We start from the raw sequence: 16,528 nt of genomic DNA, 5'->3' as shown, positions 1-16,528 counted from the left end.
CTCCTACAGCTGATCGTTGCTTGGGCTGGTACTCACCTGCCCGGCAATACGCACTTCCATGCCCTGCTGTGGATATTCAGGCAGCGTCAGTACAATGCGATCACTGCTTTGCAGACCCTCGCTGATTAAGAAAAATTCATCTTCTTCACGCACTACGGTGACCTGACGCGGCTGCAACAGGTTGTCGTTGTTCACGACCCACACGGTTTTGTTATTAACCAACTCTTGCGGTAAGCGGAAAATTTCACGCAGGGTTTGCCCCGGGAATTGCACCTGCACATAGCTGCCAAATTTGACCTTAGGTTGCTGCGTGTGAATGGCGTAAGGGTCGTCTATACGCACCACCAGGTTGCTCATGCGCGTGGCGCTATCGACGATACCCAAATCTCGGTCGATCACCGCACTGCGGCTATAACCGCCGAGCCCTTCCTGAGTAATGGTCGCCGATAAACCGGCAACACGCGGTGGTAAAAAGGCGCTGTCGAAGCCGGCGATAGGCAGGATGATCTCCGCCGTCTCGATATTATTAAGTTCTGCGACCTTGCTGCCCGGACTCACAAACTGGCCCTGACCAATATCACGGGAGATCACCAGGGCATCGTAAGGGGCGCGAACTTCGCAGTTCGCCAAATCACGCTGCGCCCGTTTTAGCGCCGCTTCCGCAGACTTCACTGCCGCCTGAGCACTCAACACCTGAGGTTCTCGCAGGAATAAGGCCGAACGTTTGACCCCTGAGGTGCGGGCGGCTTCGTCTTTGGCCACCTGCTGTTGCGCTTGCTCTTCAATTAAAGCCGCCTGAGCTCGTGCAACCTCGGCCTCGGCCTGCAGCACCGCCGCCTCGTAGTTGTCTTTCTCTATGGTGAACAGCAGCTCGCCGCGGGCAACGATGCCGCCGGCCACAAAGCCCTTGTTCCAACTTACCACTTCGCCGCTGACCTGGGCGGCCAGCAAGGTATGCTCTAGCGGTCGTACTTCACCATAGCTGGTCAATAGTACCTGGTGATCGCTGGCGGCCAGGGACTCCACCTCAACGACAGGCCGGGTATCGACCTGCTTGGTCTCATCCGGCTTCTTTGCCGATGCCATAATGCCGCCAGCGGCGACTACCGTAACCACAACGACAGCGAGTGCTACTAAGGATTTTTTTAATGCCTGATGCATGGCCGATCACCTTGATAAAATTCTATTCAGCACATATTAACAACATGCTGCTTTTTAGTAATCTTTCATTTGTAAACAAGTATTAATTTTAGCAACACCCAGAATGTACTGCTTTGTACTTGATCAATAAATGCTTTTTGAACCAATACGGGTCGTATCCCTTGGCAGATCAGTATTCAACCCCTCCCTAAGTCGCTTGTACCGAGCTGAGAACAGCGAAAAAGTGCGACAAAATGACTTTTGCCATACTTTGTTACAAAGTAAAAACACATAATTATCAATTGATTAAATCAAAAATAGAGATGCCAAGCCGGGCTCTAAGCAATTCCCGGTTTTTTCGACAACCAGTTTCAGTACACTGCTTTGATAACAACAAGCAACATCAGGGAACCCAATGAAACTTTCTACCCTTACGCTGGCCCTTAGCCTTGCACTAGGCAGCCAGGCCACCTTGGCCAAAGATAAAGAAGAAGAAAAAACTAAAACACTGGCGCAAACTACCGCCGACCAGATCTTTTACGATGGCGTCTTCGACTTTTATCAAGACCCGAAAAGCGGTGACAACCTCATGGTGATCACCGAGGCGCAGCTTAACAAGCCCTATGTTTATTTTGCGCATACCGTAGATGGTGTCACCGATGCCGGGCACTTTCGTGGTGCCTACCGTGAAACCAAACTGATTGAATTTCGTCGCTATTTTGACCGCATCGACATTGTTAGCAAAACCCCGCGCTATCAATTCGACGACGACAGCGCCATTGCTCGTGCCGCCGAAGCCAATATCAGTGAAGCCGTACTCGCCAGCCTGCCGATTGAAGTGGAAGAAAAAGGTAAAGTCGCTTTTAAAGTAGATCAGTTATTCCTAAGCGAAGCGCTGCACAAGGTATCGCCATGGAGCAACCCGGATGACAAAGACGCCAAGAAGCGCTTTAAGCTGGGCAAGCTGGACGACAAAAAGTCGCGCATTATTAAACACCGTCCATACCCCAATAATATCGATATCGTTGTCGACTACGTATTTAACAACGCCAACCCCAGTGTCCGTGGTTCACAGGCGATCAGCGATCCGCGCTCGGTTTCCATCAAGGTGCAACACTCCTTCGTGGCACTGCCAGAGAACGACTACCAGCCGCGTTATGACGATGCCCGCATCGGCTACTTTAGCAACCAGTTCGACGACATGACCTCGGCGGATTGGGCACCCTATAAAGACGTAATCAAACGCTGGAACCTGATTAAAAAAGACCCAAGCGCAGAGCTCTCCGAGCCGGTTGAGCCAATCGTCTGGTGGATTGAAAACACCACACCGGTAGAGTGGCGCGATACCATCAAAGAAGGCGTCTTAGCCTGGAACAGCTCGTTTGAAAAAGCCGGTTTTAAAAATGCCCTGGTCGTGAAGGTACAACCAGACGATGCCGATTGGGATGCCGGTGATATCAACTACAACGTGTTACGCTGGACCTCTTCGCCTCGTCCACCATTCGGCGGTTATGGCCCAGCGTTGGCAAGCCCGCTCACGGGTCAAATCCTGGGCTCAGACATCATGCTTGAATACGTGTTTATGAAAAACCGTTGGATCTACGATACCCTGTATTCACAAGGTGCGGCCAGCCTCGGCGCAAGCGGCCTAGCCACTAATCAAGCCAGCGGCGAAGAGCTCAACTGCTCACTGGGCCATGAGTTACAGCAAAACATGATCCTGGCCAGCACCCTGGCTACCGGCGCCGATATTAGCGACAAGGAAATCCTGCGCCAGGGCCTGACCCAGCTGGTGTTGCACGAAGTCGGCCATACCTTGGGCCTGAACCACAACATGAAGTCATCCATTTTGTGGGATGAAAAGCAGGTGCATGATAAGAACCTGACTCAAGGCATAGTCACCGGCTCGGTGATGGATTACGCCCCTGCCAACATAGCGCCAAAAGGCGTTGAACAAGGCGACTTTTTCCAAACTAAACCAGGGCCTTATGACGATTGGGCGATCGAGTTTGGCTACAGCCAGGCGCTTAATGATGCCAAGGCCGAACAGGCACGTTTAGAGAAGATTCTTGCCCGCTCCGGTGAGCATCAGCTGGCCTTTGGTAACGATGCCGATGATATGCGTGCCCCGGGCCGTCATATCGACCCCCGCGTGATGATTGGCGACCTATCTTCAAACCCGGTAGCCTACGGCGCCGACCGCATGGCCTTAGTAGAAAGCCTGCTGGCCGAGCTTAAAGCCAAGGCCCTGGTTGAAGGCGAAAGCCACCAGCAGTTGGTGGTGTCTGCCAATATCCTCGCCGGCCAATATAAACAGCAGGCGGAAGTGATTTCTCGCCAGATCGGCGGTATTTATGTCGAGCGTAACGTGGTTGGCGGCGATAACGCCAAGGCGCCATTTACACCGGTTCCACTGGAGCGTCAAAAGGCAGCCATGCAGGTGTTGGCCGATAAGGTCTTTGCCCCGGATGTCCTCAAAGACATGCAGCCGCTGTACAACTACCTGCAGCAGCAGCGCCGTGGCTTTAATCACTATGGTAAGAATGAAGATCCAAAAGCGCATGCGATGATACTGACCATGCAGCAAGGGGTTCTTAATCAGCTACTGCATAAGAATGTGTTGCAGCGTATTTCGGACTCCAGCCTATACGGTAACGAGTACGATTTAAGCACCATGATGCAGGATCTAACCGCGGCTATTTTTGTTGACGCCAAGGAAGCCAGCAGCCTGAGCCATAACCTGCAGGTGGAATACGTTAACCGCCTAATCACCATCGCCGGCGTGAAGAAGCCTAGCGGCTATGACAACCTGGCCAAGGCGGCGGCATTATCGCAACTGCAGCAGATCCGAGACGAGAATGTTGCCTGGGGTGCCAGCGCGGCGGCCAAGGCCAATAAGCAGTATATCAACCTGCTGATCGACAAGGCATTAGCCGTTTAAGCTAACCACCGCAGAAAAACAAAAAGGCCACTTCAAGTGGCCTTTTTTATGGTCAATTCTGTACTAGGCCATGGCCGGGCGTTGACGATAGTATTGAATACAGGCCAACTGCGCCGCATTGGTTAAAAGGATCATCACAAAATTCAACACATGCGCCACACTCGGCGTAATCATGGCCAGCTCCGCCAGCAGACCAAAGGCACCGGCAATAAACTGCAGAATAAAATACCGGGCACTGAGATTGGAAACATCGCCGCTGCGGATGGTTTTATAGGTTTGCGGCATCACGCGAATAGAGCTCATCAGCAAGGCCACAAAGGTTAAGGCATTGAGTAACTCACCGGCTTCGATTTGGGCGCTAAACAGCAAGGCGAAGGGCAACAAGGTGCCGGCCAAGAGCAGCAATAATCTTCGGCGTTGGCTAGCGCTGGCGTTATAACGAACAAAATAGTAGAGGATCAGTGCACTGAGTAGCCCGGTTACTACAAACGGCAACACCATGTAATAACGTTCAAAGAACAGATTAAAAGCAATAAAGTAAATGCTTTGTGCCACTCCAAAGCTCATCATCAGCAGAGAAACCCCGGACACACTGCGATTTCTGCGGATTTTATTTAGCATGGGTAAAAAGCTAAAGGCCAGAATCAAGGACGCAAACAGGGCTAGATACTGAGTCAAGGCAACCTCTTTTGGTAATTATACCAATTCACTTAAATAGCTAATCATTCTAGCGGGCTAAATATCGTGCTAACTGCGTTGGGATTTTTCCATGTAGAATAACTACATAAGAAAAATTCCGTCTTGTTATCACATCATTTATCCAGCGCTACCTCTGATCACATACCCAACAGAATTGATATTAAAAAGTTAACCATTGAAAATCGCGGTTAATACCAAGTTTAAACTTGTAACCGCATGATTTTTAACGGTTTTAAAGAAGCCGCGCATTGTATATTTGCTGCTTATTTTGACAAGAGTAGAGCATTAATCTGTGCGCTTAAGTCTTGTAAACCAGCGCTTACGCTAGGAGTGACCATTCACAGCAAACAGTGAAAGAGAATAGCCCAAAAGCCAAGGCTAAACTTGCACTTGCATTGCTTCAGATTTGGTCATAAGTTAATCGTAAATAAACAAGGAGTAGTTATGCATCATTTTCTTTTGAGCTTGATAGCGCTCTGCCTAGCAACGGCTTGCGTAAGCAACCCTGTTCAAGAAAGTAAATTACAGCCCAAAGCCCCCTCCCTTAATGCAAGTTTATTTATAAAAGAGGATGTAGAGCCCAGGGCCAGCCTATTTTCGCTCACGCCGTCTCAAATAAAATCGTTTAATGAATACAGAAATAAAGCAAACGCAAACGGCCTGCGAGACGAAATTATTGTCTATAACTACGTTGAAAATTTATTAAGCAGTTTTAGTTATGATGGAACCACCTTTACCGCAAAAGAATCTTTGCTACACCAGGAAGGAAACTGTATATCTTTGGCATTGGTGGTACAAGCTTATGCAGACTTAGCAGGTGTTGAAACAGGTTACCAGCTAATGAAAGAAGAACCCGTTTTTGCTGGGCAAGCTAATGTTGTGCTGCTTTCCAGTCATTTCAGAACAAAACTCTATGCGCCAAAAGAAGAAACCCCTAATGCATTTACATTTCGCTCCAGTTTAATCATTGATTACTTTCCTTCTAATTCCGGCATAGTATCAGGTGGAGCAACAATAGATGACCTAATAGCCAAGTATTATGCTAACCATGCAGCCCAGGCACTACTGTCTGATGACATAAACACTGGCTTCAATTACATTCAGGAAGCGCTTTTGTATAAACCCCGCAGCTTAGAACTCTTGAATATAGCTGCTGTGCTTCACCGCCGAGCCGGGGATCTAACTACCGCCCAAGAAATGTATGATTTCATCCTGGATTCTGACCCCAATAACGCCATTGCTATTAGTAACTATGTCGTTGTGGCCAAGCAACTCCAAGACCAGGAGCTTGTCGCAAAACTAGAAAAGCAATTACGGGTTATAAGCCCGGAAGACCCCTATCATTTGCTTCACCTAGCCCACACTTCGGCGCAACTGGGCAATTTTACTCTTGCGTCCCAGTATATTTTACGTGCACGCAAAATTGCGCCTTATTTACCCCGGACCTATGTAGATATGGCTTTATTGAATTACCAACTGGGCAAAACCCATGTTGCGCTAAATGAAATGCAACACGCAATTGATATAACTCGTGCCAGCCAAGATAAAACGCGCTATCAGGCAAAGTATGAAGCCCTAAAGCGCCTACATAAACATTAGTGCGCAACTTTTAATTAACAGCTCCTAAGTACTAGGGGCTGTTAATTGAGGTCTTTTACATACCCTCGCTGAAAACCGTGACCGAACCTAGGAATATTGTTAAATCGAAGAACATCACAAGCTATTTAGCCCCAGCGTATCAGGGTACCTAAGGTGTGACTTTCGCCCGGTGCCAGCTCTACCTTATCATCCAGCACATTGGCCGCTTCCAGGCACAGCATGCGGTGGTATTCGTCATCGGCAAAGTTAGATAAGCGCTTTGACTTGTCCACCCAGGGGTTCCACAGCACACAAGAGCGTGAGTTTTCCCGCTCTACCTCTATGGTGCCATTGGGAGTGCGAATACGCTGCAAAGCAGCGGCACCGCTATAAACCATGTCGGTTTCGCGACCAAAACGCACCACCTCTTGTTGCTCAAAAGGCCCTTCACCAAATTCAATATATTGCGCCCCTTGCAAACCATCAACCTCGGTCTGGGTAATATCCGGGGTGGGAAAGTAAGTATGCAGAGCCTGAGTGAACTGGATCACATGATCATCCAGGTTAGTATTGGTTAAACGCACCTCAAGTTGTTTAGCACTAAGCACGTATTCGACCTTCAACTGGGTTTTATGAGGCCAGTAATCGGGGTCTACCTGGGTCATGGGCAAGGACAGGCTAATACGGATCTCATCCTGCGTTTCCTGCACCTCTTCGGCTCGCCACAACAACACCCGGGCAACGCCATGTATCGGCCAGTCCGGGTGTTGATGCACACCAAACCAGGGCCAGCAAATGGGAATGCCGCCACGCATGCTCTTGCCACTTTGGAAATCCTCTTCCGCGGATACCCAGATCAAATCTTTACCGCATGCAGGAGTGTACTGGGTAAGCTGTGCGCCTTGGAGAAAGATACGCGCCTGACAAAGGGGCGAGTCCACCTGCAAATACTCAAGGCCGGAATCACAATGGGTAATAGAAACACTCGAAGAAAGCTGCATTATTCAATCCTTAACGATAAAGCGGTGCTGATTCACCTTACCCAAAGTCCCGCACGAAATAAATATATGAGCAAAATAATTCATCACCTTGTCATCCCCCAGCAAATTCACACCATAAGCCGCTCATTCACCAGTTTGTGCACAGAGGGTGGCCGAGGCGCTTTTTACGGGTATAATGGCGGGGTTACAGGTTGGAGATTGGAAATGCAAAAGTATGATGAGTTGTTAATTGCCCTACGCAAGGTTATTCGCGCTATCGATCTGCATTCCAAACAACTCAACAAGACCTCGGGGTTAACCGGACCTCAGTTACTGATCATGAATGAAGTCGCGCAAACCGACGGCATTACCGCCAGTCGCATCGCACAAAACGTGAATCTCAGCCCGGCCACGGTCACTAATATTCTCGACCGCCTGGAAAGCCGCGACCTGGTCAATCGGGTACGCAGCCAACTCGATAAGCGCCGCGTCAGCCTCTATCTCACCGAGCAGGGAACGGCCCTGTTGAACAAGGCGCCACAGCCCTTGCAAGAACACTTTATCGACAAATTCAGCAACCTGGCCGAATGGGAGCAAACCCTGCTGCTCTCGTCCATGCAACGCATTGCCGCGATGATGGATGCCGACAACCTGGACGCTTCGCCTTTGCTGGAAGTTGGGGCCATTACCAAGCCCCCAGAGAGCAACAAGGGCGAATAATCCCCCATTAACCTAAGCTTTTGCTTTTGCTACACTAATTAATCATCTTTGGGCTCGATAAGAGGCCTGGTCATGGCTACCGCTTGTTCAGGGTTGAGAAACTCACTGAGACACTCTGCTGAGACACTCGGTTCTAAACGACCAGTCGCCCCGGATCCGGGCCTACCTTCGTAAAAACCCGAAACTTAGTCTAGGCTAGGGGAACGGGCCACAACAAAAGGTTATTATGATTAATTTCAACAGCACAGCATTGGCGGTAAGCTTAGCCCTGGCATCTGGCTCGGCACTGGCCAACCCTGAATTGGAGGCAATGAAAAAGCAACTTGAGCAAATGCAGCAGCAAATGCAACAGTTGCAGCAAAAGCTCGAAGCGGCAGAACGCAAATCCAAACAGCAAGAACAAGAGCAACAGCAGATCACCCGACGCATTGCTAAACAGGAAGAGCAACTGGAACAGAGCGTAGCGCAACAAAGCGAAGAAAAAGAAAATGGTATTCGCATTGGCGGTGCCGTACGTACCAACTACAGCCATACCTCCTACGACGACGACAATAAAAACCGCGGCGGCGACTTCGATTTCGATATTTTCCGCGTTAACTTCGCCGGTGATATTGGCGATGTGGAACTCAATGCCGAGATCCGCTTCTTCGACTATATGACCGCGGTAAAATATGCCTATGTGGGTTATGACTTCGCCGACGACTGGCAGGTGCAGGCGGGTATTACCAAGGTCCCATTCGGGAACTGGCCTTATAACTCGCACAACTACTTCTTCGGCACCACCTATTATGTGGGTCTGGAGGACGATCACGACCTAGGCCTGCTGTTTAAGCGCAAAATTGCCGACAACTGGCAGCTCGACCTCGGCTTTTTCAAAAACGATGAACTCGGTGGCGTCGACGGCTATGTCGATAACCGCAGCGATCGCTACTCCTATGATGTAGTTGGTTTTCGCAGCGCCGATGAGGGCATTTATGCCGAACCTACCAATGCCATTGGCGAATATAACACCTTCTCCGGCCGCTACGGCTACCACCTTGAACATGAAGGTGGCAAAACCGAGCTAGGGGTGTCTGGATTACGTGGCGATCTGCATGACGGCGACGACCGTGTGGGCGATTACTATGCCTGGGCGGTTCACCTCAATAGCACCCTGGGGCGCTGGAATTTGCAGTTACAGCATGGTGAATATAACTATGATATCGACAATGTCGATCGCATGGCGGTAGGTGCTTACTCCTTTTACGACAGCATTGCCGCCGAGGCAACCATGACCAATGCCAATATAGCCTATAGCCTGCCGGTAAAATGGGGCGCGGTAACGGGGCTGCAGTTTTATAATGACTACGGCATCATCTACGACAAATCGGATAACAGCGCCGATACCTGGATGAATGTCACCGGCTTCTCGGTAGCGGCAGGTGGCTTGTTCACCTATTTCGATCTGGTGCATGCGAAGAACCAGCCGTTTGTCGGTGGCTCCATCGCCGGCGACAGTGACGAAACCGAGCGTCGCTTTAATATCAACATCGGATATTACTTCTAAAAAAGGGCCGCGAGGCCCTTTTTGCTAAATCAACCGTCAACCAGTGCTGGGCTTGATCATCGCTAGAAAAAAGCCATAGCGGCCTTAACCAGGCTTTAGTACACTGCCCCTAACAGGGGTTGTGGAATTGTGTGGTGAGCCTGATAACTGCCCTTAGTCGGCATCTAAAACGCTACAAGAACCTTGCCTTGCAAGCGCTAGGCTTAGGTTTTGTCGGCCTGGGCATAGTGGGCATTGCCCTGCCCGTGATGCCGACCACCATCTTTTTTATCGCCGCCCTGGCCTGCTTTACTCACTCCTCCCCGCGCCTTGAAGCCTGGTTGCTTGAGCACCCCAGGTTCGGACCCATTCTATCGGCTTGGCGCCAGCATAGGGTGGTCCCAACCAAGGCCAAATGGCTGGCGGCCCTAGGCATGAGCATCGGCCTGTATATGATGATGTTTTCAGCGGCCCCAAGCTATGCCGTGGTACTGGTGGCGGCCGTCGAGGCCAGCGTACTGGCTTACCTGATCCGCCGCCCAAGCCGCACCGAGTCCCTTTACCCAAGCTCTCCGCAATTAACTGCCTTTGTGGCCATCTTCTTCCTCACACATCACTTATTTTTGCTCTACTTAACAAGATATTAAGTTACGAAAAAACAACATTACCCCTTTCTAATTCTACTCCCTGGTCACAGCACATTAACGCCTTATAGGACTTATTTCCCAGATGATTTGGGACCTTTGATCGATTACATCCGCTCCTGTGCTGATGAATAATCACTCAGTTCTCAATACAACAAGTCATTAACAGGAGTATCTATGAGGTTTCTTCTATCGGCAACAGCGCTCGCTGTTAGCATGAGCATGACACCACCAGTGTTAGCAAAATGGGGGAGTGATACTTCCTCTTTTGTGACAGCCACTGAAGGTGCCGCATCACACCAAACACTGGTTGATCATCAGGGTAATATCGTTATTGGTTACTCCGATCCAACAACCGGCTACGATTTTCTAATCAATAAGCTGGACCGCAACGGCGATTTCGCCTGGGAGCAGGGAGCAAAAACCCTCTATGAGCGCCAACAGTCATTCATCCTGACCTGGTCAATGATGTTAGATGACGAAGGGGCTATCTACACTGGCATTGAAGATTTAAAGGTGTACCCCTATGGCACCATGATTTTTAAAACCAATGCGGATGGCACGCCGGGCTGGGAGACACCATTCATACCCGCTCCCGAAGATGCAGGACGCACTTTACCTGTGCACCTCACAAGCGCTGGTGACAAGCTCTTCTATGCACTTGATTACGACACCATGTCTCGTTCAGCCAAAGTGGCGGTTGGCATGCTCGACAAGCAAGGCAACGAGCTTTGGAGCACGGCGGAGCAAATGGGCTCAACACGCTTCTCCTCATTTACGCCGGTAAAAGATGGCCTTGTTGTTTTATTCACCGGAGTCCGCGAGAGCGATGGCGCCAACTCTCTGTTTATCCAAAAATATGATTTTGATGGTAAGCCGCTGTGGGGAGAGTCGCCACAGCCCATTATGTTTGGTGATATCAAACTGCCCCCCCGCTCTTTTGGCGCAGCCTCATTAGTCGCAGATGGCATGGGCGGTGTCACCCTGGCCTGGTCTCACCCAACGGAATTTAACAGTAACATTCTCTATCAACATATCGATGCCGACGGCAAATTGCAGTTCCCCAACTCGGGTTTGCGTTTGTCTCATGGTGATGACTTTTTATTCGATACTGTCGCGCACCCATCCATTGTTGCCACCGATGAGGGCTATGTGGTGACCTGGGCGGCACAGCTTTCGCGCACCAACTTCGGTAACTATGGTCTGTTTATGCAACATGTGGGTCATGATGGTACCCTTACTCTTGGTTCCGAGCCGGTGTCGTTAGCGCCTATCCTGTATGGCGACGAGCAAGATTCTGGTTATTATTCAGCAGGTTATTTGAGTCGCTATAACGATACTTTTTCCTGGGTTTACTCCAAATCGGAAGACTACACCTCGCAAACCGAAAACCTCTACCGCGTTGACTTTAGCCAAGATGGCCAGGTGTTCAATAATCAAGTCATTGCCGATGTCCAGGGTGTGATCAATGGTCACAGTATTGCCCATTCTCCCTTTGGCGAAACCATTGCCAGCCTGCGTGTTTCGTTCGCGAGCGACGCCCCGGTGCAAGTACAAAGTATTCGCCAGGACGGCGAGGTTGGCACTGAATCAGGTCTGCGTTTGGCATGGCCCGAAACCCCGCTGCACACCAATGAAGATGAAGCGTTTGCGTTTAGCATCCCCTTTGTGGACGAGCTTCAAAGCGAATATAGCGTCACGGTTGCCAGCGTAAACACAGAAGACGACACCCAGTTCAGTGCACAAGTGAGCGCAAATACGCTTAATCTGAGCATCACCCCCGCCCCGGAATTTTCAGGGCAACTGCCGTTTGTGGTCACGCTTGCCGATAAAAACGACAGCAGCCGTTCAACCAGCATGACCTACACACTCAACATTGCCGCAATCAATGATGCGCCAACTATCGCGCTCCCGGAGCAGGTTCAGGCCGGCGAAGATGAAATGGTAGTGGTGTCTGCGGAAGTAACCGATCCCGACAATGCGTCTTTGGATATCGAATGGTTGCAAACCAGCGGTCCCGAGGTCGATTTTGATCCGGCGGCGATGGAGCTTAAATTCACCAGCCCGGTGGTTAAAGAAGAAACCAGTCTGACCTTCGCCTTGGTCGTCGACGACGGCGATACGGTCACCACCAAAAACATCACCCTGATTATCGAGAACGATAAACAGCCCAGCTTATCTGGTACCCGCAGCGTGAATGTGGAAGAAGGCAACCACTTCAACATAGATCTGGCGCTCAGCGGCGCTAAAGGCCCAGTTAACATTGAATGGCAGCAAGTTAGCGGCCCAAGCATCACGCTCAGCAACAACCAGTCGCTTACCACTCAGGGCAGTGCTCCTTTTGTTGATAGCGACGAGGTAGCCACCTTGGCGGTGACCGTCACCGATGCCCATGGTGAATCTGCGACCCACCAGGTGGACGTCAATGTAACCAACAACAAATCGGGTGGCTCCTTTGGCATGAGCCTGCTGGCTCTATTCGGTGCCTGCTTATTCCGTCGTCCACGCCACGCCAAGTAACAAGTGAAGAGAATTATTATGAAGAAGTCATTAATCGCCATCAGCATGGCTATGAGCTGCATGGCCAGTGCATCAGGCCCACAGGCCCTATTCAGCAAACCCTTTTCTTTTGAAGATAAGGTCAACACGGTCCTAAACAAGGACCACGAGGGCGCAACCAATCGTTATTTTGTGCACTTACGTGGACAGCCCCTGGCATTTGCGGCTCAGAGTGAACCTTCGTTTAAAGGCAAGCTCGATACTCAGACTCAGTTTGCTCAACAATTTAAAGCGCAGGTAAAAAGCCAGCAGCAGGCCTTTCATCAAGAGGCGCAAAGCCTGTTGGGTGAAAAGAAAGAGATCCTTTACAGCTACGACACCGTCTTTAATGGCGTGTCTATGGAGCTGACCGAGAAGCAGGCCGAAAAGCTGCTCAGCCTACCGAACGGGTTGAAGGTAGAACGCCAAATCAGCTATGAAATGCAAACCGATGTAGGCCCGGAATTTATTGGTGCCAAGCCTATTTGGAATGGTGAAACGATGCAGGCCATCGGCGCCAAGGGCGAGGGCGTGGTTGTCGGTATTATCGACTCGGGCGTAAACACCGACCACCCTTCATTCCAGGCCACCGGCGGTGACGGTTATACACACACCAACCCGCTGGGCAGCGGCAACTACCTTGGTGACTGTGTAGAAAATAAAAGTCTTTGTAACGACAAGTTGATCGGGGTGTTCAGCTACGCCAGCATCACAGATAGCTTTGGTGACGTTCGCCCTCATGTGGGCGAAGACTACAATGGCCATGGTAGCCACGTTGCCTCTACCGCAGCGGGAAATGTGCTTACCAATGTGCCGGTTCACAAACCAGGCAACACGCCAGAAAGTGATGGCACTCCCCTTGCGGGCACCAACTTCGCACAGATATCCGGGGTCGCTCCACACGCCAATATTGTCTCATTCCAAGTCTGTTTACCTGTTTCCGGGTGTGACATGGGCGCCATGGTGAAAGCGGTGGAAGATGCCATTAATGCGGGCGTCGACGTTATCAACATGTCTATTGGCCCCAGCGTTGAAGGTCCTCAACCTTGGAACTCGGCGTTAGACCTGGCGTTTCTATCGGCAGCCGAGGCGGGTGTTTTTGTTTCTTTATCCGCTGGTAACTCAGGTCCGGGAAGCAACACAGTCGGTCACCTGGCGCCATGGACAACGCAGGTTGCCAATGCCAGTCATGACCGAGTTGTGGAAAAAACCCTGAGTGCGGGTCCCGGTGTAACCGTGTCTTTCACCGATATCAAAGGCCTGGGTGGCTTTAGCGAAGCCGTGAGTGCCGAGCTGGTGTATGCCGGTGATGTTGATAGCTTTCGCAAGGAGTGTAATTTCTTTACCTGGCGCGACTACCCCGAACTAGAAGGCAAAATTGTGCTCTGCGATCGCGGTGGCATCAGCCTTTATGACAAAGTTGATCGTATTGCTCAACTCGGTGGTGTGGGCGTGGTGATCCGTAACGTCGACGGCAGCAACACAGAGCAATATTCAATTCCATACCCTATCGCAGGGATGCAAATTACCCAGTCTCAGGGTGAAGAATTACTGGCCTGGGCTCGCTCCGAGTCAGCGCCCGTGATCAGCATCAATGCCGGTGCTGCTACGAGAAAAAGCGACCAGGGCAACATCGTCAATATCAGCTCTTCTCGCGGACCTACCAGCTTTCTTCCTGAGTTGCTCTCGCCACATCTGGCCGCTCCGGGAACCGATATTTACGGCGCCTACGCCGACGAACAGCCGTTCAACGCAAACCCGACGCCCAGCGACTACAACTTCTTGTCAGGGACGTCGATGGCTTCGCCTCATGTTGCTGGCGCTGCCGCCCTTCTCAGACAAATCAACCCGAGTTGGACACCCGCGCAGATACAGTCTGCCTTGATGATGACGGCAAACAGTCAAATGACCCGCGCCGAGGATGGTCAATCCGCAGACCTCTGGGATCGCGGTGCCGGTATGATCCGCGTCGATAAAGCAGCCAACGCAGGCTTAATCATGGCGGTCAGCACCGAAGAGTTCATGGCGGCCAATCCGGCTCTGCAAGGCGATGTGAAGGCACTTAACGTCCCTTATCTAATCGACAGCAACTGTCCCGGTACCTGTACCTGGGAGCGAACCTTCACCGCGACTCAAGCGGGCACCTATCGCTTTAGTCAAAAGGGTTACAACTACTACATCAGCGAGATGACCTTTACCCCAGCCGAAGTCACCTTGAGTGCCGGCGAGCAAGTGACGGTGACAATTGCCGCCACATTCAGTGAATGGGCCGCTGACGAATGGATCGATGGCAATGTGCAGATAACCTCGGATGTTGTTACACAGCCCTCGTTAACCTTGCCTTTGCGCATTAAACCCTTGGTCGCACATGTGCCAAGTACGGTGTCGCAAGAATATTACTGGCAAAACGCCGGGTTCGATATCAAAGACTATGCTTTCCGTCGCCCCGAGCAAATCTTTATCACCCATAGCCCACTTATCAAGGGGCAAACGACTGAGCTGAAAATTTCAGCGGATGATAACAACACGCCGTTCGACAGCTTCGACAAGGGCGCCGCGTTTTTCATGTTAGATGTTGCTGAGGGTGCGCCGCTGGACATTATTATTGGTCGCTCGCAAGCAACGGATGCCGACCTGTTTGTTGGCTTAGACACCAATGGTGATGGTCTACCACAAGCGGTGGAACGCGTCTGTGTGGCCGCAAGCACACGCAATGTGGGTGAGCAGTGTACCCTAAGCGGCGATGCCCCAGGCCAATACTGGGTAATGGCATGGAACTATGAAGGCTCGGGTGCCGAAGAAGACCTTATCGCCATCGACGTAGTGCGCAGCACACCGGAAAACTGGGTGTCGATGAATGTCTTACCGGCAACCAATAGCAGTGCCTTTGAAAAGATGCCCTTCACCATCTTGTGGGACAAACAACTCGACGCTAACACCAATTATTACGGCAGCATCGAAGTGTTCGAACAAGACCAATACACGGGCATGTCGGTATCTCACGGCACGACCAGCGTGATTGTTAACCAACTTTCAAGTGCCATGACCTTAACCGCGGCCAATACAGACATCAGTACGGGTGTGCCAACAGAGCTGACGCTCACACTCGCACCTAACCCCCTTGATGAAGACGTAAGTTACACCGCCAATATCGCCCTGGCGCCAGGCTTTATTGCCAGTTCAGAAAGCGAACATGTACGTGTTGAGGGTAACACCCTATTAGTCAACGCCACACAGCCGGCAAATACAACTGAGCCACTGGCGCTGATCCTGAGCCCCGTCCTGGCACAGCCTCTTGAGGGAGAGTTCGTTCATACGTTTACCTTGAGCAACTCTAAAGGCGACAAGCTCTCTGGTAACTTGGTGCAGCAAAACCCTAACCATGCGCCGGTAGCGACCGTATCTAACTCGACGCTAAGCGTTAAAGAAGGACAAAGCTTCACCCTGGATGCGACCGCCAGCAGCGACCCAGATGGGGACCAACTTGAAATTGTTTGGCAACAATTACAAGGACCTGCAGCGATGGCAGCGAATACTTCGGGTGCCCAACTTACGCTTGAAACACCGGACGTAGAGCGAGATACCACTTTGGTGTTTGAAGTCACCGTCAGCGATGGCGAATTCGCGACGACGGCCAGGGTCAATGTTGAGGTCGAAAACAACTCCTCATCCGGTAGTCTCTTTTGGTTGCTAATTCTCTTGGCGCCAGCCATAGTTAGACGAAAGTTGCTATAAACACATTCGGAGCTCCCCAATGGGGAGC

9 protein-coding genes and 1 pseudogene are annotated in these 16,528 nt (G+C 50.9%); 7 read left to right on the top strand and 3 right to left on the bottom strand.

Annotated elements, in window-relative coordinates:
• Positions 1 to 3 precede the first annotated feature (3 nt).
• Positions 4 to 1,161, bottom strand: a complete 1,158-nt coding sequence (locus C2M36_RS01585) for an efflux RND transporter periplasmic adaptor subunit (protein ID WP_105253420.1) — start codon at positions 1,159 to 1,161, stop codon at positions 4 to 6.
• 394 nt (positions 1,162 to 1,555) lie between these two features.
• On the opposite strand from C2M36_RS01585, the gene C2M36_RS01580 reads away from it, so the two are divergent.
• Entirely contained in the window at positions 1,556 to 4,081 is a 2,526-nt protein-coding gene (locus C2M36_RS01580; RefSeq protein WP_105253419.1) for a zinc-dependent metalloprotease, read from the top strand.
• A 63-nt stretch (positions 4,082 to 4,144) separates the two neighbouring features.
• Here C2M36_RS01580 and C2M36_RS01575 read toward each other — a convergent pair whose 3' ends face one another.
• Positions 4,145 to 4,759, bottom strand: coding sequence for a PQ-loop domain-containing transporter (locus C2M36_RS01575; RefSeq protein ID WP_105253418.1), 615 nt, complete (start codon positions 4,757 to 4,759; stop codon positions 4,145 to 4,147).
• 465 nt (positions 4,760 to 5,224) lie between these two features.
• Here C2M36_RS01575 and C2M36_RS01570 point away from each other — a divergent pair, with 465 nt between their 5' ends.
• The gene (locus tag C2M36_RS01570; RefSeq protein ID WP_105253417.1) at positions 5,225 to 6,379 is read left to right on the top strand and encodes a tetratricopeptide repeat protein; all 1,155 of its coding nucleotides are present in this window, start codon (positions 5,225 to 5,227) and stop codon (positions 6,377 to 6,379) included.
• Positions 6,380 to 6,504: 125 nt separating this feature from the next.
• Here C2M36_RS01570 and C2M36_RS01565 read toward each other — a convergent pair whose 3' ends face one another.
• Positions 6,505 to 7,359 (bottom strand): D-hexose-6-phosphate mutarotase, encoded by an 855-nt coding sequence (locus C2M36_RS01565; RefSeq protein ID WP_105253416.1) that lies wholly within the window; start codon positions 7,357 to 7,359, stop codon positions 6,505 to 6,507.
• Positions 7,360 to 7,563: 204 nt separating this feature from the next.
• Between C2M36_RS01565 and C2M36_RS01560 the strand changes: the two genes are divergently transcribed.
• The 5 genes and pseudogenes from C2M36_RS01560 to C2M36_RS17090 all read left to right on the top strand — a co-directional run bounded on the left by C2M36_RS01560 (position 7,564) and on the right by C2M36_RS17090 (position 16,500).
• A complete protein-coding gene (locus C2M36_RS01560; RefSeq protein WP_105253415.1) occupies positions 7,564 to 8,058 on the top strand; it encodes a MarR family winged helix-turn-helix transcriptional regulator in 495 nt (164 codons plus the stop codon).
• Positions 8,059 to 8,284: 226 nt separating this feature from the next.
• Entirely contained in the window at positions 8,285 to 9,604 is a 1,320-nt protein-coding gene (locus C2M36_RS01555; RefSeq protein WP_105253414.1) for a porin, read from the top strand.
• 143 nt (positions 9,605 to 9,747) lie between these two features.
• Positions 9,748 to 10,128 (top strand): annotated as a pseudogene (locus C2M36_RS01550) (YbaN family protein); the annotation flags it as partial.
• Between the two features lie 369 nt (positions 10,129 to 10,497).
• Complete coding sequence (locus C2M36_RS01545; RefSeq protein WP_105253413.1) at positions 10,498 to 12,747, top strand: hypothetical protein; 2,250 nt, start codon at positions 10,498 to 10,500, stop codon at positions 12,745 to 12,747.
• 18 nt (positions 12,748 to 12,765) lie between these two features.
• Positions 12,766 to 16,500, top strand: coding sequence for a S8 family peptidase (locus tag C2M36_RS17090; RefSeq protein ID WP_105253412.1), 3,735 nt, complete (start codon positions 12,766 to 12,768; stop codon positions 16,498 to 16,500).
• The last annotated feature ends 28 nt before the right edge of the window (positions 16,501 to 16,528 follow it).

It is taken from the genome of Pseudoalteromonas sp. T1lg75, assembly GCF_002964705.1.
Taxonomy (GTDB): Bacteria; Pseudomonadota; Gammaproteobacteria; order Enterobacterales; family Alteromonadaceae; genus Pseudoalteromonas.
This window is presented reverse-complemented; position numbering and strand designations above follow the sequence as displayed.

Excerpts from the sequence above, each read along its gene's own strand:
- C2M36_RS01585 (WP_105253420.1), bottom strand. The coding sequence starts at position 1,161 with ATGCATCAGGCATTAAAAAAATCCTTAGTAGCACTCGCTGTCGTTGTG.
- C2M36_RS01570 (WP_105253417.1), top strand. The coding sequence starts at position 5,225 with ATGCATCATTTTCTTTTGAGCTTGATAGCGCTCTGCCTAGCAACGGCT.
- C2M36_RS01580 (WP_105253419.1), top strand. The coding sequence starts at position 1,556 with ATGAAACTTTCTACCCTTACGCTGGCCCTTAGCCTTGCACTAGGCAGC.
- C2M36_RS01560 (WP_105253415.1), top strand. The coding sequence starts at position 7,564 with ATGCAAAAGTATGATGAGTTGTTAATTGCCCTACGCAAGGTTATTCGC.
- C2M36_RS17090 (WP_105253412.1), top strand. The coding sequence starts at position 12,766 with ATGAAGAAGTCATTAATCGCCATCAGCATGGCTATGAGCTGCATGGCC.
- C2M36_RS01555 (WP_105253414.1), top strand. The coding sequence starts at position 8,285 with ATGATTAATTTCAACAGCACAGCATTGGCGGTAAGCTTAGCCCTGGCA.
- C2M36_RS01565 (WP_105253416.1), bottom strand. The coding sequence starts at position 7,359 with ATGCAGCTTTCTTCGAGTGTTTCTATTACCCATTGTGATTCCGGCCTT.